The sequence below is a fragment of the Tibeticola sediminis genome (assembly GCF_003843835.1).
Lineage (GTDB): Bacteria > Pseudomonadota > Gammaproteobacteria > Burkholderiales > Burkholderiaceae_C > Tibeticola > Tibeticola sediminis.
This window is the reverse complement of sequence record NZ_RKQL01000004.1, coordinates 7,501-23,671: the sequence shown is the minus strand read 5'-3', so window position 1 is coordinate 23,671 and position 16,171 is coordinate 7,501. Positions and strand designations below refer to the sequence as shown.

The window sequence follows — 16,171 nt, the reverse complement described above, 5'->3', positions numbered from 1 at the left end:
GAACTCAGCGCGAGCCACCCGGCGGGAAGCGCTCGAACACCTCGGGCAGCGTTTTCGGCGCGTGGATGCGCAGTTGCTTGTTGACGTTCTCGCGGCCGTAAACGACCTCGATGTCCGATTCGCGCACGCCGAACTGCGGCGCGAGAAAGCGCACCATGTAGTCGGTGGCGCGGCCGTTGACGGGCGGTGCCTTGACGCTCACGCGCAACTGGTTGGCCAGCGGCTCGCCGATCGCGTCTTTCTTGGCGCTCGGTTTGCCGAGGATGTTGACGACGAGCACGTCGCCATCCCAGCAGTAGAACGAATCTCCGGTGGCGTTGCGGGCTTGCATGGGGTGTGGCTGGCGGGGGCCTTGTTCAGCGTTGCCTCAATCATCCTAAATCCGGCAGTTGGGCGCGCCTGGGCGGGTCGTCATCGGGCGCGCGGGCAAGGCGCAAACCACAGCCATGGCGCTTGCCATGGCGAGGATTTGCAACGCCGCCCCCGCGCCCGAGGGCGACTCGAACGGGTGCGCAGCGCTCACCCAAACGGTGAAGGGCCTGCGCACCGAAAATGGTTGAAACATCAACACCTTGCTTTTCGCGAGTAGCGGTCAACTGCCGGATTTAGGATCATAGGTCGCGCCGCGCCCCATCTTCGCTACCATGCGCGCATGAACCCACCTGCGCGCTATTGGGCCCAACTCTGCACCACCGATTTTGCGGCGCTCGACCGGGCGCGGGCGATCGCCGTGCTGCCGGTCGCCGCGACCGAGCAGCACGGGCCGCATCTACCGCTGTCGGTGGACGCAACGCTGGTCGACGGCATCGTGACGGCGGCCTTGCCGCATCTGGCGCCGGACCTGCCGGCGCTGTTTTTGCCCACGCAGGCTGTGGGCTTCAGCCCCGAACATGCCGCCTTTCCCGGCACGCTCACGCTCCAGGCCGAGACGGTGATACGGCTGTGGACCGAAGTGGCCGAGTGCGTGGCCGCAGCGGGTGTGCGCAAGCTCGTCCTCTTCAACAGCCACGGCGGGCAGGTCGGTCTGCTCGACCCGGTGGCGCGGGATTTGCGCGCGCGGCTCGGAATGCTGGTCTACACGACGAGCTGGTTCCAGCTGCCGCTGCGCGACGAAACCGGCGCCGATCCACAGGCCGCCTTTGGCGCCGAGGAGCAGCGTTTTGGCATCCACGCCGGGGCGATCGAGACTTCGATGATGCTCGCGCTCGCGCCCGAGCGCGTGCGCATGGCGGCGGCGCAATCCTTCGAGTCCGCGGCGCGCGCGCGCGCCGAGCGGTTTGCGCTGCTTGGTGACGGCCGCAGCGCCAAGTTGGCTTGGCAGATGCAGGACTACAACCCCGAGGGTGCCGTGGGCAATGCCGCGGCCGCCGATGCGGCGCGTGGCCGCGCCCTCGTCGAAGCCGCTGGCCGCGCCCTCGCCCAACTGCTCGCGGAAATCGACCAGCTGCCGCCCGACACGCTGCGCAGCCGCTGACGCCGCTTTCAGTGAATCCGCACGAGGGCTGGTTGTGCGTGGCCATAATTTCGCATCATCCCGACCCCAGGAGCCCACCATGACCCCACCCCGCCGCCTCTGGCTCAGCCGCGCCCTGTGCGCCCTCGCCGCCTGCACCGCCTTCGCCGCTTCGGCCCAGACGGGATCGGCTGTCAAGCTGCTCGTGGGTTTTCCGCCCGGCGGCGGCACCGATGCGGTGGCGCGCGTGCTCGCCGAGCCGCTGCGTGAGGCCCTGGGCGTGCCCGTGGTGGTGGAGAACAAGCCCGGCGCGGGCGGCCAGATCGCTGCGCAGACGCTCAAGGCCGCGCCGGCGGACGGGCACACCTTCTTCGTCTCGCACGACCACACCATCACCATCCTGCCGATGGTGGTGAAGCACCCCGGCTATGACAGTGCGCGCGACTTCGTGCCGGTGGCGGGCTTTGCGAGCTTCGTCAACGCGTTTGCGGTTTCCGGCGGCACCCCGGCCAAGAGCTTCGACGAGTACCTGGCCTGGGTGAAGTCCCAAGGCGGCAAGAGCAACGTGGGCATTCCCGCACCGGCGTCCACGCCGGAATTCCTGGTGCAGCTCATCGCCAAGCGCTACGGTCTGGATCTGGTCGCCGTGCCCTACCGCGGCAGTGCGCCGATGATGGCCGACATGCTGGGCAACCAGATCGCCGCGGGCGTGGGCTCGGTGCCCGACTTCATCGAAAACCACAAGGCTGGCAAGCTGCGCGTGGTGGCCGTGCTCGGGGGCAAGCGTCAAGCCACGCTGCCCGATGTGCCGACCTTTGCCGAGCTGGGCTTGAAGGGGCTCGAAGACGAGCCGTTCTACGGCGTCTTCGCGCCCGCCGGCACGCCCAAGGAGGCGCTGGAGCGGTTTTCCGCGGCGCTCGCCAAGGTGCTGGCGCAGCCCGCGGTGCGGGATCGGCTCACCGCGATGGGCCTGACGGTGGAATTCATGACCGGCGCGCAGCTCGCCGCGCGCGAGGCCGCCTACCGCAAGACCTGGGCCGGCATCATCGAAAAGAGCGGGTTCAAGCCGCAGTGAACACCGCCCCCGCGTTCGCCGTCACCCGCGACGTCGCATCCGCCTTCGAGCCGGTGCCGTTGCGCCGTTTCGATCGTCCTGACGCTGCGGCGCTGGCGCTGGCCGACCTCGGCGCGCTGCGCGAGCGTCTGCGCGCGCTGGGCGCGAACGACGCGCATCAGCACCGGGTGCTGCGGCTGTGGTCGCAGGCCCGGCCGCAGACCAGCGGGCGGCGCCGTGTCGAAGACTTTTTGCCCAAGCCGCTGCGCGAGGCGCTGCCCGCGCTCAGCGAGGCGCTGGCGGGCCTGGCGCGGCTGCACAGCCTGCACCCGGCCGAGGACGGCTCGGCGCGCCTGCTCGTCGCGCTGGCCGACGGGCAGACGGTCGAGAGCGTGCTGCTCGCGCCGGGGCGCACGCCGGGCTTGTGCGTCTCCACCCAGGTGGGCTGCGCGGTCGGCTGCGTGTTCTGCATGACCGGCCAGGGCGGGCTGCTGCGCCAGCTCGGCAGCGCCGAAATCGTCGCGCAGGTTGCATTGGCGCGCACGCTGCGGCCGGTGAAAAAGGTGGTGTTCATGGGCATGGGTGAGCCCGCGCACAACCTCGACGCGGTGCTCGATGCGATCGAGCTGCTCGGCACCGCGGGCGACATCGGGCACAAGAACCTGGTGCTCTCGACCGTGGGCGACGCCCGCGTGTTCGAGCGGCTGCCGCGCTGCCGGGTCAAGCCGGCGCTGGCGCTCTCGCTGCACAGCACCGACGCCGCGCGCCGCGCTGAACTGCTGCCGCGCGCGCCGCGCCTGTCGCCGCAGGAGCTGGTCGAGGCCGCCGATGCCTGGGCGCGCGAGAGCGGCTACCCGGTGCAGGTGCAGTGGACCCTGATCGAAGGCGTCAACGACGGCGACGACGAACTCCAGGGGCTCGAACGCCTGCTGCACGGTCGCTACGCCGTGCTCAACCTCATCCCCTACAACGCCGTGCCCGGCCTGCCCTGGCGCCGGCCCGACTGGACGCGCGCCGCCGAAATGGCGCGACACCTGCACCGCCGCGGCATCCTCACCAAGCTGCGCCACTCGGCTGCGCAGGATGTCGAAGGCGGCTGCGGCCAACTGCGCGCCCGCGCGGTCGCGGCGGGTGCGGGCATCGGCTGATTGGGACCGTGCGATTGCTCCTATAAAAAGAGCAGACAGTGACCCTAAATCCGGCAGTTGACCGCTTTGATCTGAATGTAAGGTGTTGATGTTTGAACCGTTTTCGGGTGCAAAAGCCGTTCACCGCTTGGGTGAGCGCTGCGCACCCGTTCGAGCCGCCCTCGGGTGCGGGGGCGGCGTTGCAAATCCTCGCCATGGCGCCCGCCATGGCTGCGGTTTGCGCCTTGCCCGCGCGCCCGATGACGGCCCGCCCGGGCGCGCCCAACTGCCGGATTTAGGGTGACCGTTTGAAGCTGGTGGGTCGCCGTTTTTCTTCAATGTCGGGGCGCGGCGTTCAGGGCGACGCTGGATGAGTTCCCGCGATGGCGCGAGTGATGATGGCCTTGGCGTCCTCGATCGTCCAGCCAGGGCCGCCGCCGGACGAGGGGAAGCCGATTAAGGCCAGGGTGCTGCCGTCGGCGCGCGTGTGCGCATAGCGTCCGTCGACGAGGATCACCAGCGGGGTGTGGCTCGTTATGCCCAGGGCGCGCAGGCGCTGGGCCCCGGCGGGCGACTCCATGTCGGTTTCGATCCACCGGACGCGCTTGCCTTGCTGGCCCAGCCAATCGCGCAAGGGCTGGAGCGCGTTGAGCACCGGCGGGTGCGCAAACGCGATGATCTCCACCGTGGGGTTGGCGGCATGGGCGCTGGCAGCGGCGGCAAGCAGCAGGCTGAGGAAGCCGCGGCGGGGCAGGGGAAGACGGGGCATGGGGATGGGCCTGAGGGTTGAGCGTTGAGCGTTGGATCGAACGCCGAATCCGGTCGTCGCGCGCGGGCACGGGGTCGGATTCAGCAGTGGTTGTGGCGCTTCCACATTTCTTCATGGCCGATGGCTTTGGCGAAGTCGGGCACTTTGCATCGCTCGGCCTCGGCTGCAGCCGCGGCAGTGGCTGCGGACGCGGCTGAACCTGGGGCGTTGGCGGGTGCGCTGGCTTGCGGCGCAACCGCCGCGGTTGTCTCGGTCGCAGGGGCTTTCATCGCCGCCGCCGTCGGCGTGGGCGCCGGAGCCAGCAGCGACGCGGCCACGCCCAGCACCACGGCATAGGCCGCAGCAGCGGCAGCTTGTCGGCGATCCACCTGCACGGCGGGGTCGGGCGGCAGAGCGCAGCTGCCGCCGGGACAGTGCTGCGCGGCCTCGGGCCGGATGAGGTTGTAGAGCTTGCAGCCGATGCAAATCCCCAACGCCGATTCGAAGAACATCAGCGTCAGACACGTCGCGCAGACCAAAATGTTGAGCGGTCCGATGACCTGCTGGACCACGACCAGCACGAACATCGTCAGCGCCAGCACGAAGCCGATGGCCCAGGCGAAGCGCTTTTGCGGCGCGCCCACCCATTCGGGCTGCTGCCGGCGCACCAGCCATTGCCCCAGAACCAGGCTCGGCGCCCAGCGTGGGCTCACGAACAGCCGCAGCGCGAAGTCGATCAGAAAGGCCACGACGAACAGCCGCGTGGGCTGGAAATTGCCGAGCAGCCAGGCATTCATGAAGGAGATCAGCGCCGGCACGAACAGCAAACCCGCAGCCGCGCGCACCGCGCGTTCATTGAGCACCGGCACCTCGTAGCCGGGCACAGACTCGCCAAAACGCCGCCAGTTCGGCGTGGGGGGTGTTGGTTTGAGGGCAGCATCCTTGGTCATGCACCGCAGTATGCGTTCGCAGCGCCGACGCGGCATATGATGTCTGTCATGTGACCCGGCGCAACGCTGGACCCGCCCCCGCGCACCATCCCGGCCCATCATCCTAAATCCGGCAGTTGGGCGCACCCGGGCGGCTCGAACGGGTGCGCAGCGCTCACCCAAGCGGTGAACGGCCTCCGCACCGAAAATTGTTGAAGCGTCAACACCTTGCGTTTCACGAAAAGCGGTCAACTGCCGGATTTAGGATTATTCAGCGTCACCCGAAGCGCCGCCCGCTATGGACACCGCCGTACCCGACACGCTACCCGACACCCTGGCCGAGCTTTTGCCCACGCCTTTGCATGCCCAGTGCCGCACCATGTCGGTGGCGCGGGGCGAGCGGCTGTTTCACACCGGGGCCGTGCCGGAGTGGATGTTTTTCGTCGCCGCTGGCGAGGTGGTGCTCGAGCGCCCCGGTGTCGGGGGCGCGCTGCTCGTGCTGCAGCGCCAGCGTCAGGGTTTCGTGGCCGAGGCCAGCCTGCAATCGGCGCGCTACCACTGCGACGCCCGCGTCACGCTGTCCGCGCGCATCACCCGCATCCCGGCGGCGGCGCTGCGCTGGATCGCCATGCTCAACGGCGAACTGCGCCGGCTGCGCCAGCAGTGCGAGCGGCTGTCCCTCCAGCGTGTGCAGGACCGCTTGCTGCATTGGCTCGCCACCGCGCCTGGCGGGCGTTTCGAGACCACCGCAGGCGGGCTCAAGTCCCTCGCGGCCGAACTCGGCGTCTCGCACGAGGCGCTCTACCGCTGCGTCGCGCGGCTCGAGGCGAGCGGCCAGATCCGACGCGAGCCCGCGGCCGTCGTGTGGGTGCGCGACGCGCATCCCAAACCACCGACGGGCGTGCGCCGTCGCACAGAGTGCAAAAAACAGGAGTCATCGCCATGAAACCCGTCGCCCCCACCACGGCCGCCTTTCCCGCCGCGCCGAGCCTGCGCCCCTTGCGCGGCGTGCGCATCACGAGCCTGGCGCTCAATCTGCCGGGGCCGGCGGCTTTGATGCGGCTCTCGAGCATGGGCGCGCGCTGCCTGAAAATCGAGCCGCCTGCGCCCCCGGGTGCGCCGGCCGACACCCCAGGCGACCCGATGGGGCAGTACAACGCCGGCGCCTATGCGCAACTGCATGCAGGCATTCGCCGCCGCACGCTCGACCTCAAGACCGAGGCCGGGCAGGCGGCGCTGGCGCGGGAACTGGCGCGCAGCGATGTGCTGCTGACCTCGTTTCGGCCCTCGGCGTTGCGCAAGCTCGGGCTCAGTGCCGGGCAGCTGCGGCGCACACATCCGCACTTGTCCCTGGTGGCCATCGTCGGCGCGCCGGGCGCGCGGGCCGAAGCGCCGGGGCATGATCTGACCTATCTGGCCGAAGCCGGCTTGGTCCCCGGCCTCGAGCTGCCGCCCACCTTGTTCGCCGACATGGCTGGCGCCTTGCTCGCGAGCGAGGCGGTGCTGCAAGTCGTGTTGGCCCAGCGCGCGCCGGGCGGCATGGCCCGGCGGGGTCGATCGGTCGAGGTGGCGCTGTCGGAAGCCGCCGCCTGGCTCGCGCTGCCCTTGCGCTGGGGCCTCACTCAGCGCCAAGGCGCCGTGGGCGGCGCGCATGCGGGCTACCGGGTCTATGCCTGCGCCGACGGCCGCGTGGCCGTCGCCGCCCTCGAGCCCCACTTCGCGCAGGCGCTTTGCCGTGCTGCCCAGATCGAATACCGCAGCCTCTCCACCCTATTCGCCCCCGAGACCCATGAGCGCCTCACGCGCTTCTTCGCCGGGCAGACCCGCGCCGCGCTCGACGCCCTCGCCGAGCGTGCGGATATTCCGTTGCAGACCTTGGGCGAAGCCGAATGAAAGGCCCTGCCGGGTATCGACGCAGGTAGCAGCCTCATGACGGCCGCACCGCCTTGACGCCGTTGAACGCCATGCGAAACGTCAGGGATATTCAACGGGCGTCACGGTTATGTCACAAAAGTTTCCCAAGATGAGGCTGCGCATTTCAGGCAACGCTGAATAGGTCCCCGCGATGGCGATGCGCGGCGCGCGAGGGGCTTGTTCAGCGTTGCCCTAACCTCACGCGATGTGATGGCCTGCGTGGAACCTTGTTATGGCATCAAACAGCGAGCCTTCTTTCACGGCCGCAGACCCGGACAATGAAATGCTCGACCGGCTTTTGGCGGTCATCCAGCAGCGGACGCTGACGGCGGTCTTCCAGCCCATCATTTCCATGGGTAGCGGCGAGATTTTTGGTTATGAGGGCTTGATCCGCGGACCCTCCGACAGTCCCTTGCACGCGCCCGCGAGCCTGTTCGGAGTCGCGGCGAAGAATGGGCTGAACGTCGAGGTGGAACTCTTGTGCCGCGAGGTGGTGCTGGAGAGATTCATGTCACTCCAGTTGCCGGGCAAGCTGTTCCTGAACGTGAGCCCGGACGCCCTCGTGCAGCCCAACAGCAAGTATGGCGAGACCATACGCTACATCCAACGCCTGGGCATCAACCCCGATCGGGTCGTGATCGAACTGACGGAAAACCAGGCGACCCAGGACTACAAGCTGCTGCGCGAGGCGGTGATGCACTACCGCGCCATGGGCTTTCGCATTGCCATCGACGACCTGGGCGAGGGTTTTTCCAGCCTGCGTCTCTGGTCGGAGCTCCGCCCGGAGTACATCAAGATCGACATGCACTTCGTCCAGGGCATCAACCAGGATCCGGTCAAGTTGCAATTCGTGCGGTCGATCCAACGGATCGCGGAGGAATCGGGCTCGCGAGTCATCGCCGAGGGCATCGAGACCCAGGCCGAACTGCTTCTGATCAAGGACCTGGGCATCGCTTACGGGCAGGGCTATCACATCGCCCGTCCCAACGCGAACCCGGCCCTCGCCCTACCGGCGCAGGTCGCCGATGCCCTCGGCCGCGGCAGTGTCTCGGTCTATCCCCACGGCGGGTTGATGGGCCAAAAGACCGTCTCCGCGATGAAGTTGCTGCGGGCAGTTCCGGCGGTGACACCCGAAACCCACAACGAGACCGTCTTTGACATGTTCGTGGCGGACCCCGACTTGCTGAGCATTCCCGTGGTGAAGAACGCCATTCCTGTGGGTCTGATCAACCGCTACACCCTGATCGACCGCTTTGCCCGCGTGTACTTCCGTGAACTGCATGGCAAGCGGCCCTGCTCGAAGTTCATGGACGCCTCGCCCCTGGTGGTGGACAAGAACATCAGCATTCAGGAACTCTCCAACATGGTCGTGCAGGCCGACCGCCACCATCTGCTCAACGGCTTCATCATTACGGACGGCGGGGCGTACCTGGGGATGGGCACGGGCCACGACCTGATGCGGGAGATCACGCAGATGCAGATCGACGCCGCTCGCTATGCGAATCCCCTGACCCTGCTGCCGGGCAACGTGCCGATCAACGAGCACATCGACCGACTGATTGATCGTGGCGTGCCATTCTGTGCCTGCTACTGCGACCTGGACCATTTCAAGCCGTTCAACGACGTTTATGGCTACCGTAAAGGTGACGACATGATCCAGCTGACGGGTAGGGTCCTCGCGCAGGCCTGCGATCCGAGCCGGGATTTCATCGGCCACATCGGCGGCGACGATTTCGTCATTCTGTTCCAAAGCCAGGACTGGGAAGCACGTTGCCGCGCTGCCCTGGACGCCTTCGGCGCGGGGGTCGAAGCTTTCTTCACGGCCGAGGATCGGGAACGCGGTGGCTACGTGACCGAAGACCGCCTGGGCCGGGTCGTGTTCCATCCGCTGACCTGCTTGTCCATCGGCGCGGTGAAGGTCGAGCCGGGGCAGTACAAATCCCACCACGAGATCGCGGCCGCGGCGGCCGACGCGAAGAAGCAGGCCAAGCGCATGGCGGGAAACAGCCTGTTCGTGGAACGCCGCTCCCCGGGCGGGAAGGACCAGGCGCTGGCCTTGATCGACAAACCCGGCGCCGCCAGTTTGTCGGAAGGCGAGCCCGACCCGCCTCTCAGCGAAGCTCATGCATAACTCACCCACTCCGCGTCCGCACCGTCGAGATGCGGCAAGGTGTTCCAGGTCAATAGGCGGTGGTGGCGGGCGTTGAAGGTGAACTCGCTCACGGCGGTGTTGCGCAGGCGCATGTTGAGTTCGATCATGGTCTCGGCCGGGGCAGAGAGCACCAGTGTGGCCGCGGTGGCAATGGGGCCGCCGCTCGACACGATGAGCACGTTGCCGCTGTGCGTCGTGCGCACGTCCTCGAGCACCGCACGCACGCGCGCCGCGAACGCGTTCCAGCTCGGCATGCCTTCGGGGTCGATGACGCCGGCCATCCACTGCGCGAGCGCGTCGCGCAGCAGCCGGAAGTGCTGTCGGTAGCCTTCGGGCGTGCCGGGTGGCGGCAGGTCTTGCGGCGGCAGCGCGCGAATGAGCGCGTGGCTGTCGTATTCGTCGAGGCCCGGGTGTGGCTGCGCAATGGGCGCGGCCTCCCCCCAGAGCGCTCCGTTGGCCATGCCTTCCCAGGTTTGTGCGTGCCGTCGCAGGGTGCCGGTGAGCACGGCATCGAAGCGCAGCCCGCGGCTCGCGAAATAGGCCCCAAGGCGTTGGCTTTGCCGCTGCCCGAGCGGGCTCAGCCGGTCGTAATCATCGGCACCGAAAGACGCCTGGCCGTGGCGCACGAGGTAGAGCGTTCCCATGGCGGCGATGGTGGCGCAGCGCGGCGGGGGCGCTTGTCTCGCCGGTGACGGGCTGCGGCGGGGCGGCCCGCGGCCTGCTCAACCCCACTGCTCGCCCACGATGCAGCTGACGCTGTGGCCGCCCACCCAGACCTGACCGCTGGCGTCGCGCTCGAGGTGCACGCGGCCGGCCCGGCCCAAGGCGGCGCCCTGCTCGGCCACGTAGGCCGCCCGCATGCGTCCGGTGTCGATCAGCCACTGCGCGAGGCTGGCGTTGAGGCTGCCGGTCACGGGGTCCTCGGGCACGCCGATGGGCGCGGCGAACGCGCGCACGACGAGCTCAGGCTCGGGCTCGGTGCGATGGATGGCAGGGTGCTGGCCGGCGCTGGCGGGCGCGGCAAAGGCGCGCGCCTCGCGGCTCGAGCGTGCTATCAAGGTAATAGCATCATCAGGCCGATTCACACCGGCGACCCCAACGTTGAACCCAATTTTGGCCAGCGCCGTGTGGTCGGGCTGCAGCGCATGGACCGTCTCGGGCCCGTCCAGCAGCAGGGCCAGCCAGACCGGGCCGTTGTCAAGTATTTGGCTCGCCAGGATCTGCTCGGGGGCCAGCCCCAGCGCGGCCCGCACGGGCTCGATTTCGTCGGCCGTCGCGTCACGGCGTTGCAGCGGGGGTGCCGCAAACGCCAGCAAACGGCCTTGGCGGCGGATGCGCACCAGGCCCACGCCGCATTCCTGCACGACAGCCGCTGCGCTCTGCGGCTGGCCGCCGGCCTCCAGCCAGGCATGACAGGTGCCCAGCGTCGGGTGGCCCGCAAACGGCAACTCGCCGCTCGGCGTGTAGATGCGCACACGGTAATCGGCGCCCGCGGCGCGCGCGGCGGCGCTGGGCGGCAGAACGAAGGTGGTTTCGGACAGATTCGTCCAGCGCGCAAAGCGCTGCATCGCCTGCGCGTCGAGCCCTTCCCCGTCGAGCACGACGGCGACCGGGTTGCCGAAGTAAGGCGTCTTGGTGAAGACGTCGACTTGACGGAAGGGGCGGCCGCGGGGTGTGGGGCTGGGCGGGTTCATGGGCAACGGGGGTGATTTTGGGGTCAGGAGCTGTGCGCGGCCGTCAACCGCCGGTGTCGAGTGCGGCGGCAGCCGGCGCGTCCGGGCTTTGTGCCCGGGCGCAGCGGACCACGTTGGCCAGCGCGGCAATGCCGCGGTCGATCTGCTCGACGCTGGCGGTGACGAAGGACAAGCGCAGCGTGCGCGCATCGGGCGCTTCGGCGAAGAAGGCGGCGCCGGGCACATAGGCCACACCGGCGCGCACCGCCTCGGGCAGCAGTGCGGTGGCGTCGAGCCCGGCGCTCAGGCGCAGCCAGAGGAACATGCCCCCCTCGGGCGCGCTCCAGCGCACGTCCAGACCCGCCATTTCGCGCTCCAGCGCTGCGAGCATGGCCGCGCACTGCGCGCGGTAGCGCGCGCGGATGTTGGGCACGTGCCGCTCCAGGAATCCATCGTCGAGCAGCCGCGCCACGATGCGCTGGTTAAAACCCGGCGTGTGCAGATCGGCCGCCTGCTTGGCCTGAAGCAGTTTCGGGAACACCGCGCGCGGCGCCACCACATAGCCCAGCCGCAGCCCCGGCGCGAGCACCTTGGAGAACGAACCGAGATAGAGGCAGCCCTCGGGCCAGCGCGCGGCCAGCGGCGGCGGAGGCGGTGCGTCGAACCACAGGTCGCCGTAGGGGTTGTCCTCCACCAGCGGCAGGCCCGCGCGCTGCGCCACGGCGACCAGCTCGTCGCGGCGCGTGGCGCTCAAGGTGCGGCCGCTGGGGTTCTGGAAGTTGGGTAGCAGATAGGCCAAGCGTGCGGGCACCGTGCCCGCCGTGGCCAGCCGGTGCAGGGCCTCGGGGTCGGGACCCTCGGCGTCGCTGGGCACGGCGGCGAAGCTGGGCTCCATCGGCGCGAAGGCCTGCAAGGCGCCCAGATAGGTGGGCGACTCGACCAGCACGCGGCTGCCCGCGTCGATCAGGACCTTGCCCACCAGATCCAGCGCCTGCTGACTGCCGCTGGTGATGAGCACCTGATCGGCATCGACCCCCATGCCCTGCGCGCGCAGTTGCGCCGCCACCGCCTCGCGCAAGGGGCCGAAGCCCTCGCTGGCGGCGTACTGCAGCGCGGCACGCCCGTCGCGGCTGAGCACTTGGTCGGTGGCTTCACGCAGCGCCTCGACGGGAAACGTGTCCGGCGCGGGCAGGCCGCCTGCAAAACTGATGATCCCGGGCTTTTCGGTGACCTTGAGGATCTCGCGGATCACCGAGGGGTTCATCGCCTGGGTGCGGCGGGCAAGCGTCCAATTCATGGGGCGGTCCTTCCGGGGTGAGGGGATACAGCTGCTTCAGCGGTTTCGAGTGAGGTTTCGAGTGAAACTAGCGGGCTTGTTCGGCGCGTCGTGGCGATCGCTCGGCGGTCGGGCCGCACCATGGCCAGCACCGCACAGTCGAAGCCCAGCATGAGCGCGTCGACCGCCTCACCACGCACCCCGCAGCATCCATGCCGTCGTGGCCAGCAGCGCCGCGGCCATGCAGCGGTTGAACACCAGCAGGCGCTGCCCCTGCGTGAGCCAGTGACGCAGCAGCGAGCCAACCGCCGCGTAGGTGAGGTTGCTCGCCAGCCCGAAGACGAGCATCAGCGGCAGCACCTGCGCGGTGCGCGCGGCGGCATCGGGGCGGCCGGCGATCCAGCCCGCGACGATGGCCAGCGCCAGCATCCAGGCCTTGATGTTGACGAACTGCAGCGCCACGCCTTGCACGAAGCCGACCTGGAGCTGTTCCGACCGGGCCTGGCCGAGCTGCGCGCTGCGCGCGAGCCGCGCCGCCAGCCACAGCAGATAGGCCGCACCGCCGATCACGATGGCGCCGCGCAGCAAGGGAAACGCCAGCAGCAGCGCGCCCACGCCCCAAGCGCAGGCCAGCAGCAACATGCCCCAGCCCACCGGCACCGCAAAGACGAAGCGCAGCGCGCGCCGCAGGCCGAAATTGGCCGCCAGCGCCGTCGACAAAGTGGTGTTGGGACCCGGCGTGAAGCTCGTGGCCGTGACCAGGATCAGCAGTGCGACGAGTTCATCTGGATTCATGGACGATGGTCGAACGATGGAAGGACAGTGCCTCATCGTAGAGCGCATGGCAGTACGAGAGCAGTACAGTTCAGTGATTCAGAAATGAATCTGTATTGGCCTCTGAGCTCGTACAGCCCGATTCGGAACCTTCGATGCAACCGACCCACCCGCTCACCCGCGGAGCCGGCGAACCCCTGAGTGCACAGCTCGCGCAGCGCCTGGCCGCGCGCATCCTCGATCGCTTGCTGCCCGCGGGCGCGCGCTTGCCCAGCGTGCGCCAATGTGCCGCCCTGCACGGCGTGAGCCCAGCGACCGTGGTGGCCGCCTACGACCAGTTGCTGGCGCAAGGGCTGGTCGAGGCGCGGCCGCAGCGCGGCTTCTTTGTGCGGGATTTGGCACAAAACGCGCCGAATCCCAGCGTGAAACGGTCGTCTCATGCTCCTGAAAAAGAAGCAACTTCGTCGCGCCTGCAGCAGCCCATCAACGCCACGGCGCTCATCCGTGGCATGTTTGCACCGGCGGGCGCGCAGCCGCAACCGGGCATGGGCATTTTCCCGCCCGACTGGCTGGCCGCGCCCTTCGTTGCTGCCGCGGTTCGCAAGGTGGCGGCCTCGCGCCAATGGCCGGCCACGGCGCTGCAGTACGGCGATCCGCGAGGCGATGCGGGCTTGCGCGCGGTGCTGGCCCAGCGTCTGGTCGCGCTCGGGCTGCCCGCGACGCCGGATCGGATCCTCACCACCGTGGGCGCGACGCATGCGCTCGACATCGTGAGCCGCACCCTGCTCAAGCCCGGGGACGCGGTGATGGTCGAAGAGCCCGGCTGGGCGGTGGAGTTCGCCCGTCTCGACGCGCTGGGCATGCGCATCCTGCCCGTGCCACGCGGGCCGCAGGGGCCGAACCTCGACGTCATGGCGCGCTACTGCGCCGAACATGCGCCGCGGCTTTATGTCAGCGTGAGCGTGTTGCACAACCCCACCGGCGGCAGCCTCACGCCTGCCGCGGCCCATCGCGTGCTGCAGCTGGCACAGCAGCACGACTTTCATGTGCTCGAAGACGACACCTACAGCCACCTCGCGCCGGAGCACGCCACCCGCATGAGCGTGCTCGACGGCCTCCAGCGCACGGTCTACGTGAGTGGTTTCGCCAAGATCCTCGCGCCGAGTTGGCGCGTGGGCTACCTCGCGGCGCCCGCGGCGCTGGTCGAGCGGCTGCTCGACACCAAGCTACTGGCCACGCTGACCACGCCCAGCCTGCTCGAGCAGGCGCTGGCGCTGTGCATCGAACAAGGCCAGTTGCGCCGCCACACCGAGCGGCTGCGCCAGCGCCTCGACGCCGCGCGCGCACGCAGCGTGCAACTCGCGCAGCAAGCCGGTTGCCGGTTTGCCGCTGAGCCCGCGGGGCTGTTCGGTTGGATCGATACCGGTGTGGACACCGACGCGCTCGCCTTGCGGCTGTTGGATGAGGGCTATTTGCTGGCACCCGGTTCGCTCTTTCACGCGCGTGGTGGGGCTAGCCCCCTGATGCGCATCAACTTCGCGACCACGCAAGAGGCCGAGTTCTGGCGCAGGCTGCATGTGCACCTCGCGGCGATGCGGGGTTGAGGGTCGGGCGGGGCCGCGCCCCGCGCGGCCCCACACGCCATTCCGAGTCGTTGACGAGATCAGCGTGCCGAGAGCGCTTCCCAGCGCTCCAGCGCCGCCATCAACTCGTCCTCGATTGCTGCATCGCGGGCATGCAGCGCGGCGGCACGCTGCGGGTCTCGGGAGTAGAGGCTGCCGTCGGCCAGCTCGGCACGCAGGGCGGCTTGCTCGGCTTCGAGGGCTTCGATGCGCGCGGGCAGCCCGTCGAGCTCGCGCTGCTCCTTGTAGCTGAGCTTTGCGGGTCGCGCGGCGGGTGCCGGTCGAGGTTTGTGGTCTTTTTGAGCGCTCGCCAGCGTATTTCGGTCTTGGGATGCTCCTGTTTTGGAAGCTTCCTGAATCGCGCGGCTGCGCGCGGACTGGGTCAGCCAGTCTTCCACGCTGCCTTCGTATTCGCGCCACAGGCCATCGCCCTCGGCCACCAAGGTGCTGGTCACGACGTGGTCAAGGAAGCGTCGATCGTGGCTCACCAGAAACACCGTGCCCTCGTAGCTCTGCAACAAGTCCTCGAGCAATTCCAGCGTGTCGATGTCGAGGTCATTCGTCGGCTCATCGAGCACCAGCACATTCGCGGGCCGTGCGAACAGCCGCGCCAGCAGCAGCCGATTGCGCTCACCCCCCGACAGCGAACGCACCGGCGAGGCGGCGCGCGCTGGCGAAAACAGAAAGTCGCCCAGGTAGCTCTTCACATGCTGGCGTTTGCCGCCGATTTCGATCCACTCGCTGCCCGGGCTGATGAAGTCCTCCAGCGTTGCGTCCAGATCCAGCGCGTTGCGCAACTGGTCGAAGTAAGCCACCTGCAGATTCGCGCCCTGGCGCACCTGCCCGCTGTCGGGGCTCAGCTCGCCCAGGATCAGCTTGAGCAAGGTCGTCTTGCCCGCCCCGTTGGGTCCAATCAGCCCGACCTTGTCCCCGCGCAGGATCGTCGTGCTGAGCTTGCGCACCACCGTGCGCGCACCAAACGCCTTGCTCACATCGGTCAGCTCCGCGACGATCTTGCCGCTCGGCTGCCCCGATGCCACCTCCATGCGCACGCGGCCCAGCACCTCGCGCCGAGCCGCCCGTGCAGCGCGCAGCCGCTCCAGGCGCACGATCCGCCCCTGCGCGCGCGTGCGCCGTGCCTCCACACCTTTGCGGATCCACACCTCCTCCTGCGCCAGCAGCTTGTCGGCCTTGGCCTGAACCACCGCCTCTTGTGCGAGCTGCTCGTCCTTGAGCGCCTGGTACTGTGTGTAGTTGCCGGGGTAGGAGCGCAACTGCCCACGGTCGAGCTCGACGATGCGCGTCGAAACCGCATCGAGAAACGCGCGATCATGCGTAATCACCACGGCGCTGCCCTTGAAGTCGAGCAGCAAGCCCTCGAGCCACTCGATGGCCTCCAGATCCAGATGGTTCGTCGGCTCGTCGAGCAGCAACACATCCGGCCGCGTC

17 protein-coding genes (1 of these 17 cut by a window edge) are annotated in these 16,171 nt (G+C 68.7%); 8 read left to right on the top strand and 9 right to left on the bottom strand.

Annotated elements, in window-relative coordinates; genetic code table 11:
* Window positions 1-4: 4 nt before the first annotated feature.
* Both EDC62_RS08705 and EDC62_RS08700 read right to left on the bottom strand, forming a co-directional pair.
* Window positions 5-331 (bottom strand): DUF167 domain-containing protein, encoded by a 327-nt coding sequence (locus EDC62_RS08705; RefSeq protein WP_124222735.1) that lies wholly within the window; start codon window positions 329-331, stop codon window positions 5-7.
* Window positions 332-376: 45 nt separating this feature from the next.
* The gene (locus EDC62_RS08700; RefSeq protein ID WP_124222733.1) at window positions 377-565 is read right to left on the bottom strand and encodes a hypothetical protein; all 189 of its coding nucleotides are present in this window, start codon (window positions 563-565) and stop codon (window positions 377-379) included.
* Between the two features lie 87 nt (window positions 566-652).
* On the opposite strand from EDC62_RS08700, the gene EDC62_RS08695 reads away from it, so the two are divergent.
* The 4 genes from EDC62_RS08695 (at window position 653) to EDC62_RS08680 (ending at window position 3,933) form a co-directional block, all read left to right on the top strand.
* On the top strand, window positions 653-1,474 hold the full coding sequence (locus EDC62_RS08695) for a creatininase family protein (protein ID WP_124222730.1): 822 nt from the start codon (window positions 653-655) through the stop codon (window positions 1,472-1,474).
* Window positions 1,475-1,553: 79 nt separating this feature from the next.
* A complete protein-coding gene (locus EDC62_RS08690) occupies window positions 1,554-2,528 on the top strand; it encodes a Bug family tripartite tricarboxylate transporter substrate binding protein (RefSeq protein ID WP_124222729.1) in 975 nt (324 codons plus the stop codon).
* A 98-nt stretch (window positions 2,529-2,626) separates the two neighbouring features.
* On the top strand, window positions 2,627-3,655 hold the full coding sequence (locus EDC62_RS08685) for an RNA methyltransferase (protein ID WP_124223239.1): 1,029 nt from the start codon (window positions 2,627-2,629) through the stop codon (window positions 3,653-3,655).
* Window positions 3,656-3,747: 92 nt separating this feature from the next.
* Entirely contained in the window at window positions 3,748-3,933 is a 186-nt protein-coding gene (locus EDC62_RS08680) for a hypothetical protein (RefSeq protein ID WP_124222726.1), read from the top strand.
* Between the two features lie 56 nt (window positions 3,934-3,989).
* On the opposite strand, the gene EDC62_RS08675 is transcribed toward EDC62_RS08680, so the two are convergent.
* Window positions 3,990-4,403: a hypothetical protein gene (locus tag EDC62_RS08675; RefSeq protein ID WP_124222724.1), complete on the bottom strand. Its 414-nt coding sequence runs from the start codon at window positions 4,401-4,403 to the stop codon at window positions 3,990-3,992.
* Window positions 4,404-4,483: 80 nt separating this feature from the next.
* On the bottom strand, window positions 4,484-5,332 hold the full coding sequence (locus EDC62_RS08670; protein ID WP_170159042.1) for a DUF4395 domain-containing protein: 849 nt from the start codon (window positions 5,330-5,332) through the stop codon (window positions 4,484-4,486).
* Between the two features lie 277 nt (window positions 5,333-5,609).
* Here EDC62_RS08670 and EDC62_RS08665 point away from each other — a divergent pair, with 277 nt between their 5' ends.
* From EDC62_RS08665 to EDC62_RS08655, 3 genes are all read left to right on the top strand, one after another.
* Window positions 5,610-6,257: a Crp/Fnr family transcriptional regulator gene (locus tag EDC62_RS08665; protein WP_124222720.1), complete on the top strand. Its 648-nt coding sequence runs from the start codon at window positions 5,610-5,612 to the stop codon at window positions 6,255-6,257.
* Window positions 6,254-7,204, top strand: a complete 951-nt coding sequence (locus EDC62_RS08660; protein WP_124222718.1) for a CoA transferase — start codon at window positions 6,254-6,256, stop codon at window positions 7,202-7,204. The genes EDC62_RS08665 and EDC62_RS08660 overlap by 4 nt, the downstream gene beginning before the upstream one ends.
* 253 nt (window positions 7,205-7,457) lie before the next feature.
* Window positions 7,458-9,356 carry a GGDEF domain-containing protein gene (locus EDC62_RS08655; protein WP_124222716.1) on the top strand — a complete coding sequence of 633 codons (1,899 nt, stop codon included), beginning with the start codon at window positions 7,458-7,460 and terminating at the stop codon, window positions 9,354-9,356.
* Here the strand turns inward: EDC62_RS08655 and EDC62_RS08650 are convergent.
* The 4 genes from EDC62_RS08650 to EDC62_RS08635 form a co-directional block, all read right to left on the bottom strand.
* Window positions 9,347-10,021, bottom strand: a complete 675-nt coding sequence (locus tag EDC62_RS08650; RefSeq protein ID WP_124222714.1) for a histidine phosphatase family protein — start codon at window positions 10,019-10,021, stop codon at window positions 9,347-9,349. The two genes, EDC62_RS08655 and EDC62_RS08650, sit on opposite strands and share 10 nt — an antisense overlap.
* A 78-nt stretch (window positions 10,022-10,099) precedes the next feature.
* On the bottom strand, window positions 10,100-11,071 hold the full coding sequence (locus EDC62_RS08645; protein WP_124222712.1) for a PhzF family phenazine biosynthesis protein: 972 nt from the start codon (window positions 11,069-11,071) through the stop codon (window positions 10,100-10,102).
* A gap of 43 nt (window positions 11,072-11,114) precedes the next feature.
* Window positions 11,115-12,347 carry an aminotransferase-like domain-containing protein gene (locus EDC62_RS08640; RefSeq protein ID WP_124222710.1) on the bottom strand — a complete coding sequence of 411 codons (1,233 nt, stop codon included), beginning with the start codon at window positions 12,345-12,347 and terminating at the stop codon, window positions 11,115-11,117.
* 168 nt (window positions 12,348-12,515) lie between these two features.
* Window positions 12,516-13,121 carry a LysE family translocator gene (locus EDC62_RS08635; protein WP_124222708.1) on the bottom strand — a complete coding sequence of 202 codons (606 nt, stop codon included), beginning with the start codon at window positions 13,119-13,121 and terminating at the stop codon, window positions 12,516-12,518.
* Between the two features lie 134 nt (window positions 13,122-13,255).
* On the opposite strand from EDC62_RS08635, the gene EDC62_RS08630 reads away from it, so the two are divergent.
* A complete protein-coding gene (locus EDC62_RS08630; protein ID WP_124222706.1) occupies window positions 13,256-14,704 on the top strand; it encodes an aminotransferase-like domain-containing protein in 1,449 nt (482 codons plus the stop codon).
* Window positions 14,705-14,763: 59 nt separating this feature from the next.
* Here EDC62_RS08630 and EDC62_RS08625 read toward each other — a convergent pair whose 3' ends face one another.
* Window positions 14,764-16,171: the 3' portion of an ATP-binding cassette domain-containing protein gene (locus EDC62_RS08625; RefSeq protein ID WP_124222704.1), read on the bottom strand. The gene runs 479 nt beyond the window's last position; only the last 1,408 of its 1,887 coding nucleotides appear in the window; the start codon falls outside the window, past its right edge; its stop codon occupies window positions 14,764-14,766.

Bases quoted from the DNA above. Each gene is read 5' to 3' on its own strand.
- EDC62_RS08630 (WP_124222706.1), top strand. From the start codon at position 13,256: ATGCAACCGACCCACCCGCTCACCCGCGGAGCCGGCGAACCCCTGAGT.
- EDC62_RS08670 (WP_170159042.1), bottom strand. From the start codon at position 5,332: ATGACCAAGGATGCTGCCCTCAAACCAACACCCCCCACGCCGAACTGG.
- EDC62_RS08675 (WP_124222724.1), bottom strand. From the start codon at position 4,403: ATGCCCCGTCTTCCCCTGCCCCGCCGCGGCTTCCTCAGCCTGCTGCTT.
- EDC62_RS08700 (WP_124222733.1), bottom strand. From the start codon at position 565: ATGTTTCAACCATTTTCGGTGCGCAGGCCCTTCACCGTTTGGGTGAGC.
- EDC62_RS08650 (WP_124222714.1), bottom strand. From the start codon at position 10,021: ATGGGAACGCTCTACCTCGTGCGCCACGGCCAGGCGTCTTTCGGTGCC.
- EDC62_RS08705 (WP_124222735.1), bottom strand. From the start codon at position 331: ATGCAAGCCCGCAACGCCACCGGAGATTCGTTCTACTGCTGGGATGGC.
- EDC62_RS08695 (WP_124222730.1), top strand. From the start codon at position 653: ATGAACCCACCTGCGCGCTATTGGGCCCAACTCTGCACCACCGATTTT.
- EDC62_RS08645 (WP_124222712.1), bottom strand. From the start codon at position 11,071: ATGAACCCGCCCAGCCCCACACCCCGCGGCCGCCCCTTCCGTCAAGTC.
- EDC62_RS08665 (WP_124222720.1), top strand. From the start codon at position 5,610: ATGGACACCGCCGTACCCGACACGCTACCCGACACCCTGGCCGAGCTT.
- EDC62_RS08640 (WP_124222710.1), bottom strand. From the start codon at position 12,347: ATGAATTGGACGCTTGCCCGCCGCACCCAGGCGATGAACCCCTCGGTG.
- EDC62_RS08635 (WP_124222708.1), bottom strand. From the start codon at position 13,121: ATGAATCCAGATGAACTCGTCGCACTGCTGATCCTGGTCACGGCCACG.
- EDC62_RS08660 (WP_124222718.1), top strand. From the start codon at position 6,254: ATGAAACCCGTCGCCCCCACCACGGCCGCCTTTCCCGCCGCGCCGAGC.
- EDC62_RS08690 (WP_124222729.1), top strand. From the start codon at position 1,554: ATGACCCCACCCCGCCGCCTCTGGCTCAGCCGCGCCCTGTGCGCCCTC.
- EDC62_RS08655 (WP_124222716.1), top strand. From the start codon at position 7,458: ATGGCATCAAACAGCGAGCCTTCTTTCACGGCCGCAGACCCGGACAAT.